The 21,034-nt window shown below is 72.8% G+C and carries 17 protein-coding genes; 10 read left to right on the top strand and 7 right to left on the bottom strand.

What is annotated here, in order from left to right; genetic code table 11:
* The first annotated feature begins 68 nt into the window (after positions 1–68).
* Positions 69–851: a hypothetical protein gene (locus DWV08_RS02175; protein ID WP_115412298.1), complete on the top strand. Its 783-nt coding sequence runs from the start codon at positions 69–71 to the stop codon at positions 849–851.
* Complete coding sequence (locus DWV08_RS02170; protein ID WP_115412297.1) at positions 848–2,398, top strand: WXG100 family type VII secretion target; 1,551 nt, start codon at positions 848–850, stop codon at positions 2,396–2,398. Before DWV08_RS02175 ends, DWV08_RS02170 begins: the two co-directional genes overlap by 4 nt.
* A 64-nt stretch (positions 2,399–2,462) precedes the next feature.
* On the opposite strand, the gene DWV08_RS02165 is transcribed toward DWV08_RS02170, so the two are convergent.
* The 3 genes from DWV08_RS02165 to ileS all read right to left on the bottom strand — a co-directional run bounded on the left by DWV08_RS02165 (position 2,463) and on the right by ileS (position 6,949).
* Complete coding sequence (locus DWV08_RS02165; RefSeq protein ID WP_162801479.1) at positions 2,463–2,903, bottom strand: hypothetical protein; 441 nt, start codon at positions 2,901–2,903, stop codon at positions 2,463–2,465.
* A 118-nt stretch (positions 2,904–3,021) separates the two neighbouring features.
* Positions 3,022–3,465, bottom strand: coding sequence for a hypothetical protein (locus DWV08_RS02160; protein WP_162801478.1), 444 nt, complete (start codon positions 3,463–3,465; stop codon positions 3,022–3,024).
* 187 nt (positions 3,466–3,652) lie between these two features.
* Positions 3,653–6,949, bottom strand: a complete 3,297-nt coding sequence (gene ileS, locus DWV08_RS02155; protein ID WP_115412296.1) for an isoleucine--tRNA ligase — start codon at positions 6,947–6,949, stop codon at positions 3,653–3,655.
* Between the two features lie 407 nt (positions 6,950–7,356).
* Here ileS and DWV08_RS02150 point away from each other — a divergent pair, with 407 nt between their 5' ends.
* Both DWV08_RS02150 and DWV08_RS02145 read left to right on the top strand, forming a co-directional pair.
* Positions 7,357–7,590, top strand: a complete 234-nt coding sequence (locus DWV08_RS02150) for a hypothetical protein (RefSeq protein ID WP_115412295.1) — start codon at positions 7,357–7,359, stop codon at positions 7,588–7,590.
* 194 nt (positions 7,591–7,784) lie between these two features.
* Positions 7,785–8,057 (top strand): 2Fe-2S iron-sulfur cluster-binding protein, encoded by a 273-nt coding sequence (locus tag DWV08_RS02145; RefSeq protein ID WP_115412294.1) that lies wholly within the window; start codon positions 7,785–7,787, stop codon positions 8,055–8,057.
* Positions 8,058–8,066: 9 nt separating this feature from the next.
* Here the strand turns inward: DWV08_RS02145 and DWV08_RS02140 are convergent, their stop codons facing one another.
* From DWV08_RS02140 to DWV08_RS02125, 4 genes are all read right to left on the bottom strand, one after another.
* Positions 8,067–8,282 carry a hypothetical protein gene (locus DWV08_RS02140; protein WP_115414870.1) on the bottom strand — a complete coding sequence of 72 codons (216 nt, stop codon included), beginning with the start codon at positions 8,280–8,282 and terminating at the stop codon, positions 8,067–8,069.
* 188 nt (positions 8,283–8,470) lie between these two features.
* The gene (locus DWV08_RS02135) at positions 8,471–10,480 is read right to left on the bottom strand and encodes an ABC transporter ATP-binding protein (protein ID WP_115412293.1); all 2,010 of its coding nucleotides are present in this window, start codon (positions 10,478–10,480) and stop codon (positions 8,471–8,473) included.
* Complete coding sequence (locus DWV08_RS02130) at positions 10,480–11,274, bottom strand: SDR family oxidoreductase (protein ID WP_115412292.1); 795 nt, start codon at positions 11,272–11,274, stop codon at positions 10,480–10,482. The genes DWV08_RS02135 and DWV08_RS02130 overlap by 1 nt, the downstream gene beginning before the upstream one ends.
* 109 nt (positions 11,275–11,383) lie before the next feature.
* The gene (locus DWV08_RS02125) at positions 11,384–12,685 is read right to left on the bottom strand and encodes a dicarboxylate/amino acid:cation symporter (RefSeq protein ID WP_115412291.1); all 1,302 of its coding nucleotides are present in this window, start codon (positions 12,683–12,685) and stop codon (positions 11,384–11,386) included.
* Positions 12,686–12,851: 166 nt separating this feature from the next.
* Here DWV08_RS02125 and DWV08_RS02120 point away from each other — a divergent pair, with 166 nt between their 5' ends.
* The 6 genes from DWV08_RS02120 to valS all read left to right on the top strand — a co-directional run bounded on the left by DWV08_RS02120 (position 12,852) and on the right by valS (position 20,954).
* Entirely contained in the window at positions 12,852–13,646 is a 795-nt protein-coding gene (locus tag DWV08_RS02120) for an ABC transporter permease (protein WP_115412290.1), read from the top strand.
* Complete coding sequence (locus DWV08_RS02115; protein WP_241237288.1) at positions 13,639–14,478, top strand: ABC transporter permease; 840 nt, start codon at positions 13,639–13,641, stop codon at positions 14,476–14,478. Before DWV08_RS02120 ends, DWV08_RS02115 begins: the two co-directional genes overlap by 8 nt.
* On the top strand, positions 14,475–15,515 hold the full coding sequence (locus DWV08_RS02110; RefSeq protein WP_115412289.1) for an ABC transporter ATP-binding protein: 1,041 nt from the start codon (positions 14,475–14,477) through the stop codon (positions 15,513–15,515). The genes DWV08_RS02115 and DWV08_RS02110 overlap by 4 nt, the downstream gene beginning before the upstream one ends.
* A 118-nt stretch (positions 15,516–15,633) precedes the next feature.
* Positions 15,634–16,929 (top strand): hypothetical protein, encoded by a 1,296-nt coding sequence (locus DWV08_RS02105; protein ID WP_115412288.1) that lies wholly within the window; start codon positions 15,634–15,636, stop codon positions 16,927–16,929.
* Between the two features lie 79 nt (positions 16,930–17,008).
* Entirely contained in the window at positions 17,009–18,067 is a 1,059-nt protein-coding gene (gene lplAB, locus DWV08_RS02100; RefSeq protein WP_162801620.1) for a lipoate-protein ligase LplAB, read from the top strand.
* Positions 18,068–18,275: 208 nt separating this feature from the next.
* On the top strand, positions 18,276–20,954 hold the full coding sequence (gene valS / locus DWV08_RS02095; protein WP_115412286.1) for a valine--tRNA ligase: 2,679 nt from the start codon (positions 18,276–18,278) through the stop codon (positions 20,952–20,954).
* The last annotated feature ends 80 nt before the right edge of the window (positions 20,955–21,034 follow it).

Here is a 21,034-nt window from a genome sequence, read left to right as displayed (position 1 = left end):
TGACCTGGCGCATAGCCTCGAGGGCAGGATTGACGACCGACGGGGTCATGAGCGGAGGAGGGGCGGCGATGGCCGAGGTGATCGCGACCGTGCAGCGCGCGGCGCAGTGGGTGGGCGACGGCCCGGGAGCGACCGCGCCCTGGAACCCTGTCTACCGGGCGCTGGTGGACGATGCCGGCGCGCCCCCGCCCCGCTCCCCTGCGGTGGAGTCGACCGGCGCGGATGGTGCCGACCTCGTGCGGCGCCAGCTCACCGCCCCCGCGCTGCTGGTCGTGGCGGTGACCGCCGGGGAGCGGACCCGGCGCCTGCGGATCGGCCTGGACCCCGCCGGCGCGACCGTGGAGAGGGCCGAGGACGACGACGCCTCCCGCTGGACCGAGCTCGAGGTCGCCGAGGTGCCCACGACGGTCGCCGACCTGCTCGAGGAGTCCGGGATCGACCTCGCCCCGGCCCGGCTCGAGATCGCCGACGACGACGCACTGCGGCTGACCCCGGAGCAGACCCGTCTCGCGCAGGCCGCGCTGGCGGACGGCGTGCCCGCCGAGGAAGCCCTCGCGACGCTGCCCGGACTCGACCCCGCACTGCAGGATGCGCTCACCGCGGCCGGGCCCCGACTCTCCCTCTCCCTGAGCCTCCACGACCCGGATCGGCAGGTGGCGGAGGCGCCGGTGTCCTGGTCCCGCCTGTGGGTGACCGGCCGCAGCGGCATGTACCGGATGGACGCTCCGGGAAGCGAGCCCCTGACGGTCCGTCCCGTGGGCGGAGGCGACGTGCTCGGCACGCTCCTGCCGATCCTCGAGCAGGGGCTCCGCTTCGCCGCCGAGACCTCCACGCCGGGAGGTGCGCGATGACCGCGTTCTGGGGGATGGACACCGACCAGGTGCGCGCACACGCCGACCGTCTGCGCACAGCCTCCGGGGAGGTCGAGCACCTCACCTCCCGCCTGAGCACCGCGGTGCACTCCGCGGCGTGGACGGGCGCGGACGCCGAGCAGTTCCGCGACCGCTGGACGTCCCTCGCCGCGCAGCGGCTCGAGGGGCTGTGCACGGACCTGCGTGCGCTGAGTGACGAGGCTCTCGCCGACGCGGACGAGCAGGATGCCGCCTCGTCCGCGGACGGCGCCCCGGGCGCGGGCGGCGGGTCCGGGAACGGTGACGGGTACCTCCACGAGGACAACCCCTGGCTGCCGAACTGGCTCGAGGAGCCGCTCGAGGGTGTCGCCTCGGATCTCGCCGGGCTGATCTCGGACAGCATCGGCTGGGGCGTCGACACCGGTATCGACGTGCTCGAGGGCGGGCTGGGCCTGTTCGGCGTGAACACTGACGGGATCGCGCAGTTCCAGCGGGACGCCGGTCACTTCGGGGGCATCCTGGAGGACTGGGTCACCGGTGAGCGGGTCCCGACGATCGCCGAGGTGGGCGCGGCCGGACTGCTCACGGCCGGCTCGGCCGGCGTCGGCATCTACGAGGCGGTCACCGGCGAGGACACACCGCTGCTGGACGACCGCCCCGGCGGGATCGTGGAGTCGGTGCGCACCGACGACGCCCCCGCACGGAGCCCGCAGACCCTGCAGGACCTGATCCTCGACAACGACGCCCTGCGCATGGAGAACCTCGGCGGCCCCTTGGAGCACGGACAGATCGGCGTTCAGGAGGTCCAGCGCGCCGGCGGCGGGGACCCCGCGTACATCGTGCAGGTGCCGCCCACCGAGGGGGCCGACATCTACGACGTCCCGGGCGCCTACGGCGGGCAGGGCAACTCCCGCGACTGGGGATCGAACCTGCGCCTGGTCGCCGGGCAGGATCCCGCCGCGATCGACGATGTGCGTGCCGCGATGGAGGCGGCGGGCATCCCCCCGGGCGCGGACGTGATGATCGTGGGCCACTCACAGGGCGGGATCGTCGCGAACCAGCTCGCCGCCGACCCCGGCGTCAACTCCCGCAGCGGGGAGCCGGGCAGCTACAACATCACCCACACCTTCTCCGTGGGCTCGCCGGTGCAGACCGTCGTCCCCGCGCAGGGGACGACGGAATCCATCAACGTCAACCACGAGGCGTCGATCGGCCGCGGCGGCTTCGGGGGCGATCTGATCGCCACCACCGATCTGCAGGGGCTCCAGATCGATGGTGGGACGCTCAGCGCACCGAACCGTCACGAGGTCACCCTGGACCCGTATCCGGGGACTGGCTGGAACCCGGTGCCGGTGCTCGAGGCGAACCACGACTCGGTGGGGCCCGGCAAGGATCCTTCCGGCGGCTATGCCGGCTCGGTCCAGCGGGCGACCGCGTCCGATCCCACGCTCTCCGCGCTCCAGGACGACCTCACCGGCGTGTACCTCGGGGAGGGGACGTACGTCTCCCGCTCGCAGGTGGTGACCGTCGGTCGCGGACCGGCCTGAGCACCGCGTCGGCCCGCACATCGACCGTCCACGCCCCCTGCTCGCACAGACGCCGAGCCCTGACTCAGGTCAGCCCGTACCTCCCGTAGAAGGCGCCGGCGTGCACCTGGTCCAGGCGCGGGTCCTCCCCCGGGGTGTCGGGATCGAGCACGAAGACATCGAGCTCCGTCCCGTCGGCGAGCTCCGCCATGATGCCGCCGACCCGCAGCGATCGCGCCTCCGAGTCATCGAGACGGTCGTGGATGACGGTCACGATGACTCGCATCGCGTCGTCGTACACGGCGATCCCCGTGGCACGGTCCTCCTCGGCGATCTCGATGCGGCCGTTCAGCAGCCGTTCGAAGTTCGCGCCCGCCCTCTGCTCGAGGGCGACGGAGGAGACCCCGTCCACCGCTTCGGCGGCCTTCTGAGCGTCGGCGGAGACATCCTTCCCTCGCAGCGAGCAGCCGCTCAGCGCTGCCGCCAGAGCGGCGGCACCACCCAGAAGTCCGCGTCTGCTCACCATGCTCATCCCCTCATCGGTCGGCTTGGGTCCGAGCATGCCATGTCCAGGATCCCGCGGCCCGTGGGACGGGCTGCCTGTGGACGTGGACGGAGACGAGACCCCTCTCAGGGGCGGGCGCTCAGCCCAGGCCGTAGCGGGCGTAGAAGGCACCGGCGCTCACCCGGTCCAGGCGCGGGTCCTCGACCGGCATATCGGGGTCGAGGTCGAGGGCGTCGAGCTCCGCCCTCTCGGTGAGCACCCCGATGATCCCTCCGACCTGCATGCGCCGCGCGGTCTCGTCGTCGAGGCGGTCATGGATCACGGTGACGACGGCGCGCATCGCCTCGTCGTACACGGCGAGCCCGGCCTCGTGCCCGGACTCCGCGATCGCGAGGCGGCCGCGCAGGAGGCTCTGGAAGCGCGAGCCGAGCTTCTGCTCGAGCACGGCGGAGGTCACGCCGTCCACCGCGGCGGCCGCCTCCTGCGCCTCGGCAGAGACGTCCTTGCCGCTCAGCCCGCAGCCGCTCAGCATCATCGCCGCCGCGGCGGCGGCGCCTCCCAGTGCTCCGCGTCTGCTCACCATGCTCATCCCCTCATCGGTCGGCTCGGGTCCGAGCATGCCATGTCCAGGGTCCCGCGGCCCGCAGGACGGGCTCGCCGTGGACGCCGAAGGGGAGGCCCGTCGGCGCAGGGCCCGGCGCACGGCGGACACCCCGCCACCGGCGACCGGCGGCCCCGGGAGAACGGGGGCGCCGGTCGCTGGGCCGGGTTCAGGCGCGGGCCACGGACACCGTCACGGTGCCGCCGGAGACCTTCTCCTGCGCAGCATGCGCACCCTCGGCCGGTGCGGCCGGCACCGCGAGCTCGACGGCGAGCACCTCGCCGGCGACCAGCTCGCGGTGCGCGGCGACGGCGGCGGTGACCGCCTCGTCGCCGTCGACGGTGAGGCGGATCCGGTCGGAGACGTCGAGCCCTGCCTCACGGCGTGCGGCCTGGATCGCCCGCACCACGTCCCGGGCGGTGCCCTCGGCCTCGAGCTCGGGTGTGACCCGGGTGTCGAGCGCGAGGAAGTCGCCGCCGCGCAGCACGCCCACGCTGCGGCCCTCCAGCGCCGCGCTCTGGCCGGCCACCAGATCCAGCGAGTACTCGCCCTCGACCAGCGCGATCCCGCCGGAAGTGACGGTGCCGTCCTCGGCGACGGACCACTCGCCCGTCTTGGAGCCCTTGATGACGGTCTGGACCTGCTTGCCCAGGCGCGGCCCGGCCGCGCGCGCGTTGACGCTCAGGCGCTGCTCGACGCCCATGCCCTGCGCCTCCTCGCTGGTCACGTCCAGCAGGCGCACCGCCTTCACGTTCAGCTCGTCGGCGAGGATTCCGGAGAAGGGCTCCAGCGCCGCCGGGTCGTGGTGGACCACGGTGAGCTCGGCGAGCGGCAGGCGGGCGCGCAGCTGCTCCTTCTTGCGCAGCGCGTTGCCGGCGCTGGCGATGGCGCGCACGTCGTCCATCCGCGCCACCAGGTCCGCGTCCTGCGGGAAGAGCGCATCATCCGGCCAGTCCGCGAGGTGCACGGAGCGCTCGCCGGTGAGCTCGCGGTAGATCTCCTCGGTGACCATCGGCAGCAGCGGCGCCGCCACCCGGCACAGGGTCTCCAGGCAGGTGCTCAGCACGTCGATCGCCTGCTCGTCGCCCTCCCAGAACCGGTCGCGGGAGCGGCGCACGTACCAGTTGGTGAGCATGTCGAGGTGGTCGTGGATCTGCTCGGCGGCGTCGGCGATCGCCAGCGCCGTCATCGACTCCTTCACCCCGCGCACCAGGTCGCCCGTGCGGGCCAGCAGGTAGCGGTCCATCACGTCGGTGGAGTCGTGCCGGGTGCGGCCGCGGTGCCCCGTCGGTCGGCCGGAGGCGTCCTTCTCCCCCGCCGCGTTCGCGTACAGCGCCAGGAAGTACCACACGTTCCACAGCGGCAGCACCACCTGGCGCGTGGCATCGCGGATCTTCGGCTCGTCGACCACCAGGTTGCCGCCGCGCAGGATCGGCGAGGCCATGAGGAACCAGCGCATCGCGTCGGCCCCGTAGGAGTCGTACATCTCGCGCACGTCGGGGTAGTTGCGCAGCGACTTGGACATCTTCTGCCCGTCCTCGCCCAGCACGATGCCGTGGCAGATCACCGAGGTGAACGCCGGGCGGTCGAACAGCGCGGTGGAGAGCACGTGCATGACGTAGAACCAGCCGCGGGTCTGCCCGATGTACTCCACGATGAAGTCCGCCGGGTTGTGGGAGGAGAACCAGTCGGTGTTCTCGAAGGGGTAGTGCACCTGCGCGAACGGCATCGAGCCGGAGTCGAACCAGACGTCGAACACCTCGGGGATGCGGCGCATGGTGGAGGCCCCGCTGGGGTCGTCCGGATTGGGCCGGGTGAGCTCGTCGATGTAGGGGCGGTGGAGGTTCACCTCGCCGTGCTCGTCGCGCGGGAGGGTGCCGAAGGCCTCTTCCAGCTCGGCGAGGGAGCCGTACACCTCGACGCGCGGGTGGTTCGGGTCGTCGCTCTTCCACACCGGGATGGGAGAGCCCCAGTAGCGGTTGCGGGAGATCGCCCAGTCGCGGGCGCCCTCGATCCACTTGCCGAACTGGCCGTGCTTGACGTTGCCCGGCACCCAGTCGATCTGCTCGTTCAGCTCGAGCATCCGCTCGCGCTGATCGGCGACCTTCACGTACCAGGAGCTCACCGCCTTGTAGATCAGCGGGGTGCGGCAGCGCCAGCAGTGCGGGTAGGAGTGCACGTAGGACTGCTCGCGCAGCAGGCGGCCGGCGCGCTGGAGGCTGCGGATAAGCGGGCGGTTGGCCTCGAACACCTGCAGCCCGGCGATCTCGTCGAGGTCGGTGCCGGCGAAGTAATCCAGGAACTGGGCGCCGTCGTCCACGGAGACGATCACGGGGATGCCGTAGGCGGCGTTGACCTGCTGGTCGATCTCGCCGTAGGCGGTGGCCTGGTGGACCACGCCGGTGCCGTCGTCGGTGGAGACGTAGTCCGCCACGGTGACGATCCAGGCGTTCTCGGTGCCCCACCGCTCGCGGTCCTCGGAGTACACCGTCCACAGCGGGGTGTACTCCACGTGCTCCAGCTCCGCGCCGGCGTAGCGGCGCTCCTCGATCGCGGCGAGCGCCGCCTCGGCATCGGCGTAGCCGAGCTCCGCGGCGTAGGAGCCCAGCAGCGCGGCGGCCATCAGGTACCGCCCCTCCCCCGCGGCGGTGCCGTCGGCGGCGCCGAGCGGGCCGGCGGGCACCACCGCGTACTCGAGCTCCGGCCCGACGGCGAGGGAGAAGTTGGTGGGCAGGGTCCACGGGGTGGTGGTCCAGGCCAGCGCGTTGACGCCCTCCAGCCCCAGCTGCTGCGCCTTCTCGCCGGTGAACGGGAAGGTGACGGTGACGGTCTGGTCCTGTCGCTCCTGGTAGACGTCGTCGTCCATGCGCAGCTCGTGCGCGCTGAGCGGGGTCTGGTCCTTCCAGCAGTAGGGCAGCACGTAGTAGCCCTCGTACGCCCGGCCCTTGTCGTGCAGGGTCTTGAACGCCCACAGCACCGACTCCATGAAGGTGACGTCGAGGGTCTTGTAGTCGTTCTCGAAGTCCACCCAGCGGGCCTGGCGGGTGACGTACTCCTCCCACTCCTTGGTGTACTTCAGCACCGAGGCCTTCGCGGCGTTGTTGAACTCCTTGAGCCCCATCGCCTCGATCTCGGACTTCTCGGTCATGCCCAGCTCCCGCATCGCCTCCAGCTCGGCGGGCAGTCCGTGGGTGTCCCAGCCGAAGCGGCGGTCCACCCGGTACCCGCACATGGTGCGGAAGCGCGGCACGACGTCCTTGACGAAGCCGGTGAGCAGGTGGCCGTAGTGCGGCAGGCCGTTGGCGAAGGGGGGCCCGTCGTAGAAGACGAACTCCTCGGCGCCCTCGCGCTGGGCGATCGAGGCGCGGAAGGTGTCATCGGTGCGCCAGAACTCCTGGATCGCGTTCTCGAGCGCGGGCAGGTTCGGCGAGGGGACGAGCGGGTCTCCGCTGACGGGGTAGACCATGGGGGCGGACCTCCGAGGAAGGACGGGACGGCGACGGCGGGCGTGCTGCCCGAGGACGCTCCCGGCGCGGGCCGGCGGCGCGGTACCACCTCGGTTGAGCCCGGGCGCCGACGGGGCGGCGACGGGTCTCCCCTCGTTCCTCAGCTGTCACGGGCTGGTCCCGGCGGGTTCTACTGGGCCCGCGCCCGGCAGGGCGGTGGGCTGTTCTTCCCGCGGCTCTCCGGTGATGGCCGGGTCGGTGCCGATGGCGGTCAGTGTACGCGCCGGGCCTGGGGCGGTCACGCGCCGGTCCGCGGAAGAGACGCGCATCCCAGGAACTCCGTGCCCGGCGTCCAGCACCTGCTCAGCCGCAGGGACTGCAATGGCGGCGTGGGCGGATCCCACCGCCCACGACTCGAGGAGGATGCATGGACGAGCACACCCCGCCGAGACGGGGCCGGGCCACCGCCCGGGCCTCGGCGCTCGGCGCCACGGCGCTGCTGGTGCTCAGCTTCGGCCCCGCCGCTCTCGCGCTGTCGCCCTCGACCGCCTCGGCGCCGACGGTGCGGCCCGCGCTCTCCGCGCCCGCCGCCGCCGTGCAGGGCGGTGCCGCGCAGCGCGTCGAGGCGGAGGACGACGCGCAGGATCCGGGCGCGCGCTGACCCGCCGCACGTCGACCTGCCGCACACCGACCCGCCCCACGCCGTCCTGCCACACACCGACCCGCCCCACGCCGTGCTGCCGGTCCGGCCGAGCGAGGCGAGAGTCACCTCGTCGCGTCCACGAGGTCGTGGAACACTGGTGGTCCGAGGATTCCGCCCCGGCTCACAGGGCGGTCGACGCAGAAGGAGCGAGGATGTCGCTGTTCGGAGAGCCCTTCACCGCCAAGTGCCTGAAGTCGGGCATCACGGTCGAGGTCGAGGAGGGCCAATCCCTCCTCCAGGCTCTGCTCGACGCCGGCGTCCCCATGGACTACTCCTGCGAGGGCGGCGTGTGCGGCACCTGCGTGGTGCCGCTGGTCTCCGGCGAGGTGGAGCACATGGACGAGTTCCTGATGGACGACGAGCAGGAGGATCAGATGATCACCTGCGTCTCCCGCGGTGAGGGCGAGATCGAGATCGACGTCTGAGCCGGCGGCTCAGAGCCGCGGCCCCGCCACCGCCCAGGCGAACGCCACCAGCGCCATCACCGTCGCCGCGCTCGCGACGCCCACCGGCACGGTGAGGCTGGGCCCCACCACCAGCAGCGTCAGCACCCCCAGGGCCGCGACCACCAGCAGCACCGCGAACAGCACCGGCCTGCCCACCGCGGGCTTGCGGCCGCGCCGCCTCGGCTGCTCCTCGCGCATCGGCATCGTCACCACTGCGCACCCCTCCCCCTGTCGATGACCGGCGGCTGCACCCCTCAGGGACGGGACGCCGCCACGATCCCTCGATCCTTCCGCGCCGGGAGCGCCCGCGCATCCCGCGCTGGGTGGAGATCCGTGTCCCCCTTTGGTCGTACGCCCCGGCCGGGCGGGGCCGTGGCGGAGCGGCCGACGGGTCAGCGCCGGGGCGTCGTCTCCTCCGCCCCGCCCCGCACGTCGGGCCGCGCGTCGGCCCCGCCCCGCACGTCGGCCCCGCCCGGGACGTCGGCCCGCGCGTCCGTGCCGTCCTGCGCGGCGGCGTCGGGCGCCTCCGCGTCCCGTCGGGCGTCGGCGAGCGCGAGCTCGGCGAACAGCCCGCCGCGCTCCACCAGCTCGTCGTAGGTACCGCGCTCGGCGATCCGCCCGCCCTCGAGCACGAGGATCTGGTCCGCATGGCGCACCGTGGAGAGGCGGTGGGCGATGGAGACGGTGGTGCGCCCGCGGGCGGCGGCGTCCAGGGCCCCTGCCATCGCGCGCTCGGTGGCGACGTCCAGCGCCGAGGTGGCCTCGTCCAGCAGCAGCACCGGCGGGTCGCGCAGGATGGTGCGGGCCAGGGCCAGGCGCTGCTTCTCCCCGCCGGAGAACCGGTAGCCGCGCTCCCCCACCACCGTGCCGTACCCCTCGGGCAGCGCCTCGATGTGCTCGTGGATCTGGGCGATGCGGCAGGCCCGCACCAGCTCCTCGTCGCTCGCGCCCGGCCGGGCGAAGCGGAGGTTGTCCGCGATGCTCGCGTGCAGCAGGTAGGTCTCCTGCGTGACCACGCCGATGCTCGCGGCGAGGGACTCCATGGTGAGATCGCGCAGGTCGTGGCCGTCCAGGGTGACGGCGCCGGAGGTGGGCTCGTACAGCCGCGCCATCAGGTAGCCGGTGCTGGTCTTGCCGGAGCCGGTCGCGCCCACCAGGGCGGTGTGCGCACCGGCGGGGATCACCAGGTCGATGCCGTCCAGGGCGGGCTCGTCCGCGCCGGGATAGGTGAAGGTGACGTCCTCGAAGCGGATCTCGCCGAGCACCGCGGCGGGGTCCAGGGCGAGCGCGTGCGGTGCGTCCTGGATGAGGATCGGGGCGTCCAGGTACTCGAACACGCGCGTGAACAGCGCCAGTGAGCTGTTCACCTGGGTGGCGACCCGCAGCAGCCCGTTGATCTGCGGGAACAGGGTGGACTGCAGCGCGATGAACGCCACCAGGGTGCCGATGGTGACGTCCGCGCCGGAGAACATCAGGTGCCCGCCCAGGAAGTAGGTGAGGGCGGGGAACAGGGCCATCGCGGTGGTGAACACCGCCATCTGCCAGCGGCCGGCCATCGTGGAGCGCACCTCGAGATCGGCGAGCTCGTGCGAGTCCTGGGCGAAGGTGCGGCTGAGCGCCTCGGTGCGGCCCATCGTCACGCCCAGCAGGATCCCGGAGACGGACAGCGACTCCTGGATCCCGGCGGAGAGATCCGCGGCCTTCTCCTGCCGGGTGCGCACGATCTCCCGCCGGCGCCGGCCCACCCGGCGGTTCATCCACACCGCGAACGGCAGCGCCACCAGGGAGAACAGGGTCAGGCGCCAGTCCAGCGCGAGCATCGCCACCAGCGCCATCACCACCGCCGCGCCGGCGGAGACGATCTGCGTCATCACGGAGGTGACCACGGCCTGCATCGAGCCGATGTCGGAGAAGATGCGCGACTGGATCTCGCCGGTGCGGGTGCGGGTGAAGAACCCCAGCCCCATCCGCTGCAGGTGGGTGAACACCGCCACCCGCAGGTCGTGCATCACGGACTGCCCCACCCGGGTGGAGAGCATCGCCTGGGTGACCCCGAGGGCGCTGGAGACGATGGTGACGGCGATCAGCCCGCCCACCGTCCAGGCCAGCACGTCCGCGCGCTGCTCCGGCAGCGCCACGTCCACGATCTCGCGGATCAGGAACGGGGAGACCACCCCGGTGGCGGCGCCCACCACGATCAGCGCCAGCACGCCCAGGAGGGTGCCCCGGTAAGGACGGAACAGGGCCAGCACCCGGCGCAGGTCCGGGCGGGACGGGGAGGGATCCGGGGACTGCGCGGAGGGGCGGCCCCCGCCGGCGACGCCGCCGGCCGGGCCCATGCCGCCGCCCATGCCGCCGGCCGGGCCCATGCCGCCGGGGCCGCCCATGCCGCCGACGGCCATCAGACCCCCTGGTGGCGCGCCACCCGGTGGGCCGCCGCCTGGGCGAGCGGGCGGACGGTGACGAGGTCCAGGTTCACGTGGTGCGGGGCGTTGAGGGCGTAGGAGATGACGTCGGCGCAGTCCTCGGCCGTGAGCGGCTGCTCCACCCCGTCGTAGACGGCGTCGGCCGCCTCCTGGTCGCCCAGGCGCACCAGGGAGAACTCCTCGGTGCGCACCATGCCCGGGGCGATCTCGATGACCCGCACCTTCTCGCCGTTCAGCTCGAGCCGCAGCGCGGCGGCGAGCATGTGCTCCCCGGCCTTCGCGGCGTTGTAGCCGGAGCCGCCCGGGTAGGCCTCGTGGCCCGCGACGGAGGTGACGAACAGCAGGTCGCCGCGGCCGCTGGCACGCAGGGCGGGCAGCAGGGCGCGGGTGACGCGCACGGCGCCGAGCACGTTGCTGTCGTACATCCGCTGCCACTTCTCAAGGTCCGCCTCCGCGGCGGGCTCCACGCCCAGGGCGCCGCCGGCGACGTGCACCACCGCGTTGAGGGACCCGTCGAAGAGCTCCTCGGCGCGCTCCACCAGCGCGGCCACGGAGTCGTCGGAGGTGACGTCCACGGCCAGCACCTCGCAGCCGGTCTCCGCGGCGAGCTCCTCGAGCCGCTCGCGGCGGCGGGCCACGGCCAGCACCCGCCACCCGTCGGCCACCAGGCGCTGCGCGGTGGCGCGGCCGATGCCGGAGGAGGCGCCGGTGACGACGGCGGTGAGGGCGGGGGTCGAGGTCGCGATCGGGGCGGCAGGTGCGGAGGTCATGACCTCGAGCCTACGTCGGTGCGGTCGCCGGGGGCGGTGTTGTCCCAGCGGTGCGGGGACGCGGGTTCCGGCACGGCCGACCGCGGGATTGGCCGTGCCCGGGAGGTGCTCAGACCCCGTGCACGTGCTCGTGCTCCCGTGCGGTGAGGTCCCCCTCCACGCGGCCGCGGGAGAGGCGGGTCATCACCGCGGCGATCGCGCCGTCGCCGGTGACGTTGGTGGCGGTGCCGAAGGAGTCGATCGCGATGTAGGCGGCGATCATCAGGCCCACCGCCGCCTCGTCGAAGCCGAGGAGCGAGGTGAGCACGCCCGCGGCGGCCATGATCGCGCCGCCGGGGACGCCGGGCGCGGCGATCATCACCACGCCCAGCATGAGCACGAAGCCGATCAGCGCGGGGACGTCCAGCGGCATGCCGGTGACCACCATGATCGCGACCGCGAAGGTGGTGATCTTCAGGGTGGAGCCGGAGAGGTGGATCGTGGCGCACAGCGGGATCACGAAGTCCGCGATAGCGTCCGGCACCCCGTTGCGCTTGGTGCACTCCGCGGTGACGGGGATCGTCGCGGCCGAGGAGCTGGTGCCCAGCGCCGTCATGTAGGCGGGGAGCATCCGGCCCAGCATGCGCAGCGGATTCCTGCCCAGCGCCGCCCCGGCGATGCCGTACTGGGCCAGCAGCACCACCGCGGTCATCACCAGCACCAGCACGATCACCACGAGGAAGGTGCCGATCACCGCCCAGATCTGGCCGTTCAGGGTCAGGCCCAGGAACATGCCGAAGATGTACAGCGGCAGCAGCGGCACGATGATCGCCTCGATGATCCGCACGATGATCGCGCGCAGCTGCTCGAAGGACTCCTGCAGTGCGCCGCGGCGCACCAGCGTGAGCCCGATGCCCAGGCAGAAGGAGAGCACCAGCGCCGTCATCACCCCGAACACGGGCGGGATCTCGAGCGCGAAGTACGGCGCGATCGCGGAGTCCTCGGGGTTCTCGAGGGCCCCGACGGCGGCGCCCTCGAGCATCCGCGGCAGCAGGGCGAGGGACACCCCGAGGGCGAGCAGACCGCACAGGGCCGTGGAGAGGTAGGCGATGCCGGTGGTGGCGGCGAGGAGCTTCCCGGCGCCGCGGCCCAGCTCGGCGATCGCCGGGGTCACCAGGCCCACGATGATCAGCGGGATGAGGAAGCCGAGGAAGGCGGAGAACACGCCGTTGAAGGTGGTGAACACGCGGGCGATCGGCTCCGGCATCACCAGTCCCAGCAGCACGGCCAGGACGATCGCGACGAGGATCCGGGGCAGCAGGCCGAAGCGGCTGCACCGCGGGGCGCCCGGCGCGGCCTCCGGCGCGGGATCGGCGGGGTGCGCGGGCTGTGCCGCGGCGGGGTCGACGACGTCGTCGGGGGTGGAGGTCATCTCGTTCCGGTTCGCTGGACGGTGCGGGGACCGGGACAGCGTAGACGTCGGCGGCGCCGCGCGGCGACGTCTTCTGCGGAGGCGGCCTCACCGCGCGGCCCCGCCGGGACCGCTCGATGCGGCGCGCCCCTTGTGACCTGGCACCCACCGCACTAGGCTCACGCGAGTGCCTGCTCACGGACGGATCGCCGCTGCCGCCTTCCGCCAGCACTCCACCTACCGCCTGGCCACGGCCGCCGGCGTGTTCACCAACACCGTCTTCGGCCTGATCCGCGCCTCGATCCTGTTCGCGGCGATCGGGACGGCCGGCGGCGAGCTGGGCGGGTACACGATGCTGCAGGCCGCGACCTACGTGTGGCTGGGGCAGGCGCTGCTCGCCCCGATCGAGGCGTTCGGCACCCGGGAGGTGTCCCAGCGGGTGCACCAGGGGGACATCGCCGTGGACCTGCTGCGGCCCGTGGACCTGCTGACCCTCCACTACGCGCAGAAGCTGGGACGGGCCGGCTTCCTGGTGCTGGCCCGGGGGCTGCCGCCGCTGGCCGTGGGCGCGCTGGTGACGGGGCTGGCGCTGCCGGAGGATCCGCTGTCCTACCTGCTGGGGGCGGTCTCGCTGCTGCTCGCGATCACGGTCGCCTTCCTCGCCGACATGATGGTCAACCTCGTCGCGTTCTGGCTGGTGGAGACGCGCGGACTCACCGTCGTGTACACGGCGACGATGAACCTGCTCTCGGGGTTCCTGATCCCGATCGTGTGGTTCCCGGACTGGCTGCTCGCGATCGCGCGCGCCACCCCGTTCCCCTCGATGATCCAGACCCCGATCGACACCCTCTCGGGCCGGGTGCCGCCGCTCGAGGCGCTGGGGCTGATGGGCGTGCAGCTGGGCTGGACGGCGCTGCTCGCCGTCGCGGCCTGGGCGATGCTGCGGGCCGGGGTGCGCAGCGTGGAGGTGCAGGGTGGCTGAGCACGAGGGCACCGCCGCGGCGGATCGTCCCGTCTCCACGCTGCGGATGGTGCGCACCCTGTACGGCTCGCGGCTCCGCTCGCAGGCGAGCTTCCGCGCGAGCTTCCTCGCCGATCTGCTGGGGCAGGTGCTCATCGTGGGCACCGAGTTCCTCGAGCTGTGGGTGATCCTCACGCAGGTGGAGACCCTGGGCGGGATGACGCTGCCGCAGGTGGCGGTGGTGTACGGGCTGGGAGCCCTGGCCTTCGGGATCGGCGACCTGTTCTTCGGGGAGATCGACGGCCTCTCCGCGCAGATCCGCTCCGGGCGGCTGGAGACCCTGCTGATCCGGCCCGTGCCGCTGCTGCTGCAGATCTCCAGCCTGGACCTCTCGCTGCGCCGCCTGGGCCGGATCCTGGTGGGGCTGGCGATGTACGCCACCGCCCTGGGACTGGCGGGCTTCTCCCCCACGCCCGCGACGCTGCTGCTGGCCGCGCTGGCCCCGCTCGCCGGGGCGCTGCTGTTCGGGGCGCTGTTCACGATGGCCGGCGCCCTGCAGTTCTGGCTCGTCGACGGGCGCGAGTTCGCCAACGCCTTCACCTACGGCGGCAACTACGTCGCCACCACCCCCGGCGCCGTGTTCGCCCTGCCGATGCGCGCCTTCTTCACCTTCGTGATCCCGGCGACGCTGATCGCCTACGCCCCCGCCCTGGCGCTGCTGGACCTGCCCGGCCCCGCCCTGATCCCCACGTGGGCCGGCTGGCTCGGGCTGCCCGCGGCCCTGCTCGCCTGGGCCCTCGCCCTGACGCTCTGGCGAGGCGGGGTTCGACGCTACACAGGAGCTGGTGGATGACCCCGCACCGCACCCCGTCCGTCCCCGAGACCGCGCCCGGCGCGGGCGAAGCCTCCCCTGCGCTGGAGCTGCGCCGTCTGCGCCGCGACTACGCGGTGCGCACCGCCGCGCCCGGCACCCGGCGCCGGCGCCGACAGCTGGTGCGCGCGGTCGACGAGATCTCGCTGCGCGTGGACCGGGGCGAGGCCGTGGGCTTCGTGGGCGCCAACGGCGCCGGGAAGTCCACCACCATCAAGATGATCACCGGGATCCTGCAGCCCACCGCGGGCTCGCTGAGGGTGCTGGGCCGGGTCCCGGTGCCGGAGCGGCGCCGTCTCGCCCGCGAGATCGGGGTGGTCTTCGGGCAGCGCTCCCAGCTGTGGTGGGACCTGCCGCTGCGGGACAGCTACCGGATCCTCGGCGCGATGCACCGCCTCACCGACCGCGCCCTCGCCGCACGCCTGGACCGCCTGGTGGACGGCCTGGACCTGGGCGGCTTCCTGGACCGTCCGGTGCGGCAGCTCTCGCTGGGACAGCGGATGCGCGGCGAGGTGGCCGCGGCGCTGCTGCACTCCCCGGCGCTGGTGGTGCTGGACGAACCCACCATCGGGCTGGACATGGTCTCCAAGGAGGGCCTGCGGCGCTTCCTGCGCGAGGATCGTGCCGAGCGCGGCACCACGCTGTTCCTCACCACGCACGACATGGGCGATGTGGAGCGGCTGTGCGCGCGGATCGTGGTGGTGGACTCCGGGCAGGTGGCATTCGACGGCGCGCTCACGGGATTCCGGGAGCGGCTCGGCGCGCCGCGGGAGCTGGTGCTCGACCTCGCCGCGCCGCGCACGGCGCCGCTGGTGCTGCCGGAGGGCGCGCGGGCCCTGCCGATCGAGGCCGACGGGATCCGCCACCGGATCGCGTTCTCCGGGGCGGAGCTCACCGCGCCGGCCCTGCTCACCGCCGTCTCCGCCCAGGTGGAGGTGCAGGACCTCGCCCTCACCGAGCCCTCCGTGGAGGATCTGGTGCGGCGCCTCCACGCGGGCCGGCGCCCCGGCCGAATGTGACGACACACCGCCTCCCCCCACCTGCACTGATGCACACTGGGTGGAGGGGGATACTCGAACCCCCGTCCCCGCGCGGCAGGCTCCGTCGCGGCGGGCACGGCGCGAGAGAAGGAGGATCATGGCACGCTCCTACGCCACCGTCGGGCAGATGCTCACCTACGCGGTGGAGCGCTCGGTCACGGCCCCGGAGGCCGCGGAGGGCTCCGCACGGCCCGCGCGCGCCGACGGGATCCTCCGCCACATGCTCGAGTTCGTGCTGATGGCGCCGAAGAGCCGCCGCGCATTCCTGCGCACCGTGGTGCGCACCGAGCGCGCCACCGGCAGCATCGTCGCCGCACCGCGCCTGCACCGCAGCTCCCCGGACCTGGTCGCGGAGATCCTCCCCTCCTCCACCGAGACCGATGACGGCGCGCGGCTGGGCGTGGTGGTGAGCACCGAGGGGCTGCTGCGCACCACCCGGCTGGAGCGGCACCTGGCCGCGCTCGGCGCCTCGGACCAGCACCTGCTGCTGGCGATCTCGCGGCGCAGCGACCTCGCCGGCAGCGAGGAGCAGCTGCCCGAGAGGGTGCTGGCCACCAGCTGGAGCTCGCTGGCCCGGCGGATGTCGAAGGCCGATCCCGGGCACCAGGCGCTGTGGGAGACGATCGGCGAGATCGGGGAGAACTCCGGCCGCCCCATCGTGCAGTACCCGGTGGAGGCGAAGCGGCTGCTCACCAAGGCGTCGGTGGCCCGGGAGTTCCGCGGCCATCTCGACGTGATGCACCGCGCCTCCCGGGACCTGCTGGGCACCAGCCCCCACTTCTCCACCCGCCGCGGGCAGACGGATGCGCACCTGCAGGCCGGGGTGCGCCTGCACCGCACCGGGCTCGAGTTCGGCGAGGTCGAGCTGGGCACGCCGGTGCACCTGCAGCGCACGGGCCACGAGCCGGTGCCGCTGGGGATCGGCCTCGCCCGGGGCGAGGAGGAGCGGGCCGAGGCCGGCGCACGGCTGGAGACGCTGGCCCGCCGCACCGCCTGGCGCACGGACGAGGGCGCGCTGCCCGCCTCGCCGCCGCTGATCGGCGCCCCCGCCTCGCCGGAGGTCGAAGGGGCGCGGCTGCTGCTGTGGGCGGTGCTGAACCCGATGCTGCTGCGCGACCGCGGCTTCGACGCGGCGCCGGCGCGGCGCCAGCCCGCGCTCACCGCCACCTCGATGGGGCTGCGGCTGCTGCATCGCGGCGACGACACCGGCACCACCTACCGGATCTGGGTGGGCGGCGAGCGCGACTGGTCTCACCTGATCCCGAAGGTGACCCGCGAGGCCACCGGGGACCGCCCGGAGGAGACCTACGCGGTCGCGCCCCGCAAGAGCCAGTCCACGGCGGACTTCGTGTGGGAGGTGCACCGGGCGCTGCGCTCGCTGACCATCGCGTGACCCGCACGGGTCGGCGGGACCGTCGGCCCGCGGGATGCGCGAGGATGGGGCCATGGAGACTTCTGGCGAGACCCCGGTGATGCACGGCGAGTACAAGGTGCGCGGCGGCAAGCTCGTGGCCGTGGACGTCACCGCCGAGGACGGCACGATCGCCTCCGCGCACGTGTTCGGGGACTTCTTCCTCGAGCCGGACGAGGCGCTCGAGGAGCTCAACACCGCTCTGGTGGGCATGCCCACGGAGGCCACGGCCGCCGAGCTCGGCGCCGCGCTCACCGAGCGGCTCGCCGCGTTCACCGAGCCGGTGCAGATGATCGGCTTCGACGCCGAGGCCGTCGCGATCGCGGTGCGACGCGCGCTCGGCCACGCCTCCAGCTGGGATGACCTCACCTTCGACGTGATCGGCCCCGTGGTGCTGCCCCCGGTGATGCACGTGGCGCTCGACGAGGTGCTCCCGCAGGAGGTGATCGCGGGCCGCCGCCGCCCCCATTTCCGGATCTGGGACTGGGACTCCTCGCTGGTGGTGATCGGCTCCTACCAGTCGCTGCGCAACGAGATCGACGCCGAGGGCGCGGCCCGCCACGGCATCGGCGTGGTGCGGCGCATCACCGGCGGCGGCGCGATGTTCATGGAGCAGGGCAACTGCCTCACCTACTCGCTGGTGGTCCCCTCCTCCCTGGTGGAGGGGCTGAGCTTCGAGCAGGCCTACGCCTATCTCGACGACTGGGTGATGGGCGCGCTCGCCGAGATCGGGGTGAAGGCCCACTACGTGCCGCTGAACGACATCGCCTCCGAGCAGGGGAAGATCGGCGGCGCCGCCCAGCGCCGCTTCGCCGGCGGCGTGCTGCTGCACCACGTGACGATGAGCTACGACATCGACGCCGAGAAGATGGGCGAGGTGCTGCGGATCGGCCGCGAGAAGCTCTCCGACAAGGGCACCCGCAGCGCGAACAAGCGCGTGGACCCGATGCGGTCGCAGACGGGCCTGGCCCGGGAGCAGATCATCGACGGGTTCCTGGAGTACTTCCGCGCCCGCTACGACACCGTGGACTCCGCGTACACCGAGGACGAGCTGGCGCGGGCCCGGGAGCTGGTGGAGACCAAGTTCGGCACCGAGGAGTGGACCGCGCGGGTGCCGTGAGGCGAGGCGGGCCCGCAGACGCTTGACCCACGGTCGCCGGACCCAGTGGTGTCGCCGGCGGGCCGATGGTGATCCACGCTGCTCCATATCGCAGCTCGCATCACCATCGGCCCGCCCATGACGCACCCGCTCGACATCCTCGACGCGAGCGCGCTCACACTGCCGACGCCTGCGTTGCGCGGCACGGCAGACCTGGAACAATGACCCCATGACCGACACCGCATCGCGCCCTGACGCCCAGACCTCGATCCCCGACCGCCCCTCCCTGGAGGGCCTCGAGGAGAAGTGGGACGGCGTATGGAGCGAGCAGGACCTCTACGCCTTCGATCCGGAGACCACCCGCGACCAGGTGTTCAGCGTGGACACCCCGCCGCCCACGGCCTCGGGGTCCCTGCACGTGGGTCACGTGTTCGGCTACTCGCAGGCCGACATGATCGTGCGCTATCAGCGCATGCGCGGCAAGAACGTGTTCTACCCGCTCGGCTGGGACGACAACGGCCTGCCCACCGAGCGTCGCGCCCAGAACTACTACGGGGTGCGCTGCGATCCCTCGCTGCCCTACGACCCGGACTTCACGCCCCCGCAGGAGGGCGGCTCGAACAAGTCCTCCAAGGCCGCGAATCAGGTGCCGATCTCGCGCAAGAACTTCATCGAGCTGTGCGAGAAGCTCACCGCGCTGGACGAGAAGTCCTTCGAGGACGTGTTCCGCACGCTCGGTCTCTCCGTGGACTGGCACCACAGCTACCAGACGATCAACTCCGCCTCCCGCGCCGCCTCCCAGCGCGCGTTCCTCGAGAACCTCCAGCAGGGGCAGGCGTACCAGTCCGAGGCCCCCACCATGTGGGACGTCACCTACCGCACCGCCGTGGCCCAGGCGGAGCAGGAGGACCGCGAGCGCGAGGGCGCCTACCACCGGATCGGCTTCACCCGGGCCGACGGCACCGGCGAGAAGGTGTTCATCGAGACCACCCGGCCCGAGCTGCTGCCGGCCTGCGTGGCGCTGGTGGCCCACCCGGACGACGAGCGCTACCAGGCCCTGTTCGGCACCTCGGTGACCTCGCCGCTGTTCGGGGTGGAGGTGCCGGTGATGGCGCATCCGCTGGCCCAGCCCGACAAGGGCGCCGGCATCGCGATGATCTGCACCTTCGGCGACGCGAATGACGTCACCTGGTGGCGCGAGCTGTCCCTGCCCACCCGCTCCGTCGTGGGTCGTGACGGCCGCTTCCTGCCCGAGGCGCCGTGGATCGCCACCGCCGAGGGACAGGCCGCGTACGCGGAGCTCGCGGGCCTGACCGTGTTCAGCGCGCAGAAGCGCGTGGTGGAGATGGTCACCGAGTCCGGCGACCTGGTGGGCGAGCCGAAGAAGATCACCCACCCGGTGAAGTTCTACGAGAACGGCGACAAGCCGCTGGAGTACGTCACCTCCCGCCAGTGGTACCTCACCAACGGCGGCCGCGACGACTCCACCGGCGGCCTGCGCGACGATCTCATCGCCCGCGGCGCCGAGCTCACCTGGCACCCCGCCTACATGGAGTCCCGCTACCGCAACTGGGTGGAGGGCCTGGCCGGCGACTGGCTGATCTCCCGCCAGCGCTTCTACGGCGTGCCCTTCCCCGTCTGGTACGGCGTGGACGCAGACGGCGAGACGGACTACGACACCCTCCTCACCCCGGCCGTCGAGGACCTCCCGATCGATCCCACGATCGATGTGCCCGCGGGCTTCACCGAGGAGCAGCGGGGCGTGCCCGGCGGCTTCGTCGCCGATCCCGACATCCTCGACACCTGGGCCACCTCCTCGCTGACCCCGCAGCTGGCGGGCGGCTGGAATGCGGCCGACGGCGGGGACCTGTTCTCGACGGTGTACCCGATGGATCTGCGCCCGCAGGGCCACGACATCATCCGCACCTGGCTGTTCTCCACCATCGTGCGCTCCCATCTGCAGCAGGACGCGCTGCCGTGGAAGCACGCCTCGATCAACGGCTGGATCCTGGACCCGGACCGCAAGAAGATGTCGAAGTCCAAGGGCAACGTGGTCACCCCGATCGGGCTGCTGCAGCAGCACGGCTCCGACGGCGTGCGCTACTGGGCCGGCCGCGCCCGACAGGGCGTGGACACCGCCTTCGACGAGGGGCAGATGAAGATCGGCCGCCGCCTGGCGATCAAGATCCTCAACGCCTCGAAGTTCGCGCTCGGCTTCGGGGCGGCCCCGGCCGATCCCGCCGGCCGTCTCGCCGCGGATCCGGCGGCGGTGACCGATCCGCTGGACCGTGCCCTGCTGGCGCAGCTGGCGGACGTGGTCGATCAGGCCACCGCCGCGTTCGACGAGATGGACTACGCGCGCTGCCTCGAGGTGGTCGAGCCGTTCTTCTGGGCGTTCTGCGACGACTACATCGAGCTGGTCAAGGAGCGTGCGCACGGCAACTCCCCCACCGGGCAGGCCGGCGCGGACTCCGCCCGGGCGGCGCTCGCGATCGTGCTCGAGGTGCTGCTGCGCCTGTTCGCGCCGGTGGTCGTGTTCGCGACCGAGGAGGTGTGGTCGTGGTGGCGCTCGGGCAGCGTGCACACCCAGGCCTGGCCCGAGGCCGCGCCGCTGCGGGACGCCGCCGCCGGCCAGGACGCCGCGCTGGTGGACTCGGTGGCGCAGGCCGCGATCACGCTGCGGCGCATCAAGTCCGATGCGAAGGTCTCGCAGAAGACCCCGATCCTGGCCGTGACCGTCGAGGCGCCCGAGGCGGTGCGCGCACACCTGGAGGCCGCCGCGGCGGACCTCACGGCGCTGGGCCGCATCGAGTCGCTCGAGCTGGTCGCCGGTGAGGGCGAGGAGATCACCACCCGCGACGTCGAGCTCGGCGAGCCGCCCGTCAAGCAGCCGCGTTCGCAGCGCTGAGCGACGTGCTGGCGAGGCACGAGCCGGCAGGAGCACAGCAAGAACCGCAGCGCTGAGCGACGTGCTGGCGAGGCACGAGC

Source organism: Brachybacterium saurashtrense, from assembly GCF_003355475.1.
Classification (GTDB): domain Bacteria; phylum Actinomycetota; class Actinomycetes; order Actinomycetales; family Dermabacteraceae; genus Brachybacterium; species Brachybacterium saurashtrense.
This window is presented reverse-complemented; position numbering and strand designations above follow the sequence as displayed.

What these genes read in the sequence shown, in the direction of transcription:
- DWV08_RS02175 (WP_115412298.1), top strand. Translation starts at nt 69, where the DNA reads ATGGCCGAGGTGATCGCGACCGTGCAGCGCGCGGCGCAGTGGGTGGGC.
- DWV08_RS02170 (WP_115412297.1), top strand. Translation starts at nt 848, where the DNA reads ATGACCGCGTTCTGGGGGATGGACACCGACCAGGTGCGCGCACACGCC.
- DWV08_RS02165 (WP_162801479.1), bottom strand. Translation starts at nt 2,903, where the DNA reads ATGGTGAGCAGACGCGGACTTCTGGGTGGTGCCGCCGCTCTGGCGGCA.
- DWV08_RS02160 (WP_162801478.1), bottom strand. Translation starts at nt 3,465, where the DNA reads ATGGTGAGCAGACGCGGAGCACTGGGAGGCGCCGCCGCCGCGGCGGCG.
- ileS (WP_115412296.1), bottom strand. Translation starts at nt 6,949, where the DNA reads ATGGTCTACCCCGTCAGCGGAGACCCGCTCGTCCCCTCGCCGAACCTG.
- DWV08_RS02150 (WP_115412295.1), top strand. Translation starts at nt 7,357, where the DNA reads ATGGACGAGCACACCCCGCCGAGACGGGGCCGGGCCACCGCCCGGGCC.
- DWV08_RS02145 (WP_115412294.1), top strand. Translation starts at nt 7,785, where the DNA reads ATGTCGCTGTTCGGAGAGCCCTTCACCGCCAAGTGCCTGAAGTCGGGC.
- DWV08_RS02140 (WP_115414870.1), bottom strand. Translation starts at nt 8,282, where the DNA reads ATGCCGATGCGCGAGGAGCAGCCGAGGCGGCGCGGCCGCAAGCCCGCG.
- DWV08_RS02135 (WP_115412293.1), bottom strand. Translation starts at nt 10,480, where the DNA reads ATGGCCGTCGGCGGCATGGGCGGCCCCGGCGGCATGGGCCCGGCCGGC.
- DWV08_RS02130 (WP_115412292.1), bottom strand. Translation starts at nt 11,274, where the DNA reads ATGACCTCCGCACCTGCCGCCCCGATCGCGACCTCGACCCCCGCCCTC.
- DWV08_RS02125 (WP_115412291.1), bottom strand. Translation starts at nt 12,685, where the DNA reads ATGACCTCCACCCCCGACGACGTCGTCGACCCCGCCGCGGCACAGCCC.
- DWV08_RS02110 (WP_115412289.1), top strand. Translation starts at nt 14,475, where the DNA reads ATGACCCCGCACCGCACCCCGTCCGTCCCCGAGACCGCGCCCGGCGCG.
- DWV08_RS02105 (WP_115412288.1), top strand. Translation starts at nt 15,634, where the DNA reads ATGGCACGCTCCTACGCCACCGTCGGGCAGATGCTCACCTACGCGGTG.
- lplAB (WP_162801620.1), top strand. Translation starts at nt 17,009, where the DNA reads ATGCACGGCGAGTACAAGGTGCGCGGCGGCAAGCTCGTGGCCGTGGAC.
- valS (WP_115412286.1), top strand. Translation starts at nt 18,276, where the DNA reads ATGACCGACACCGCATCGCGCCCTGACGCCCAGACCTCGATCCCCGAC.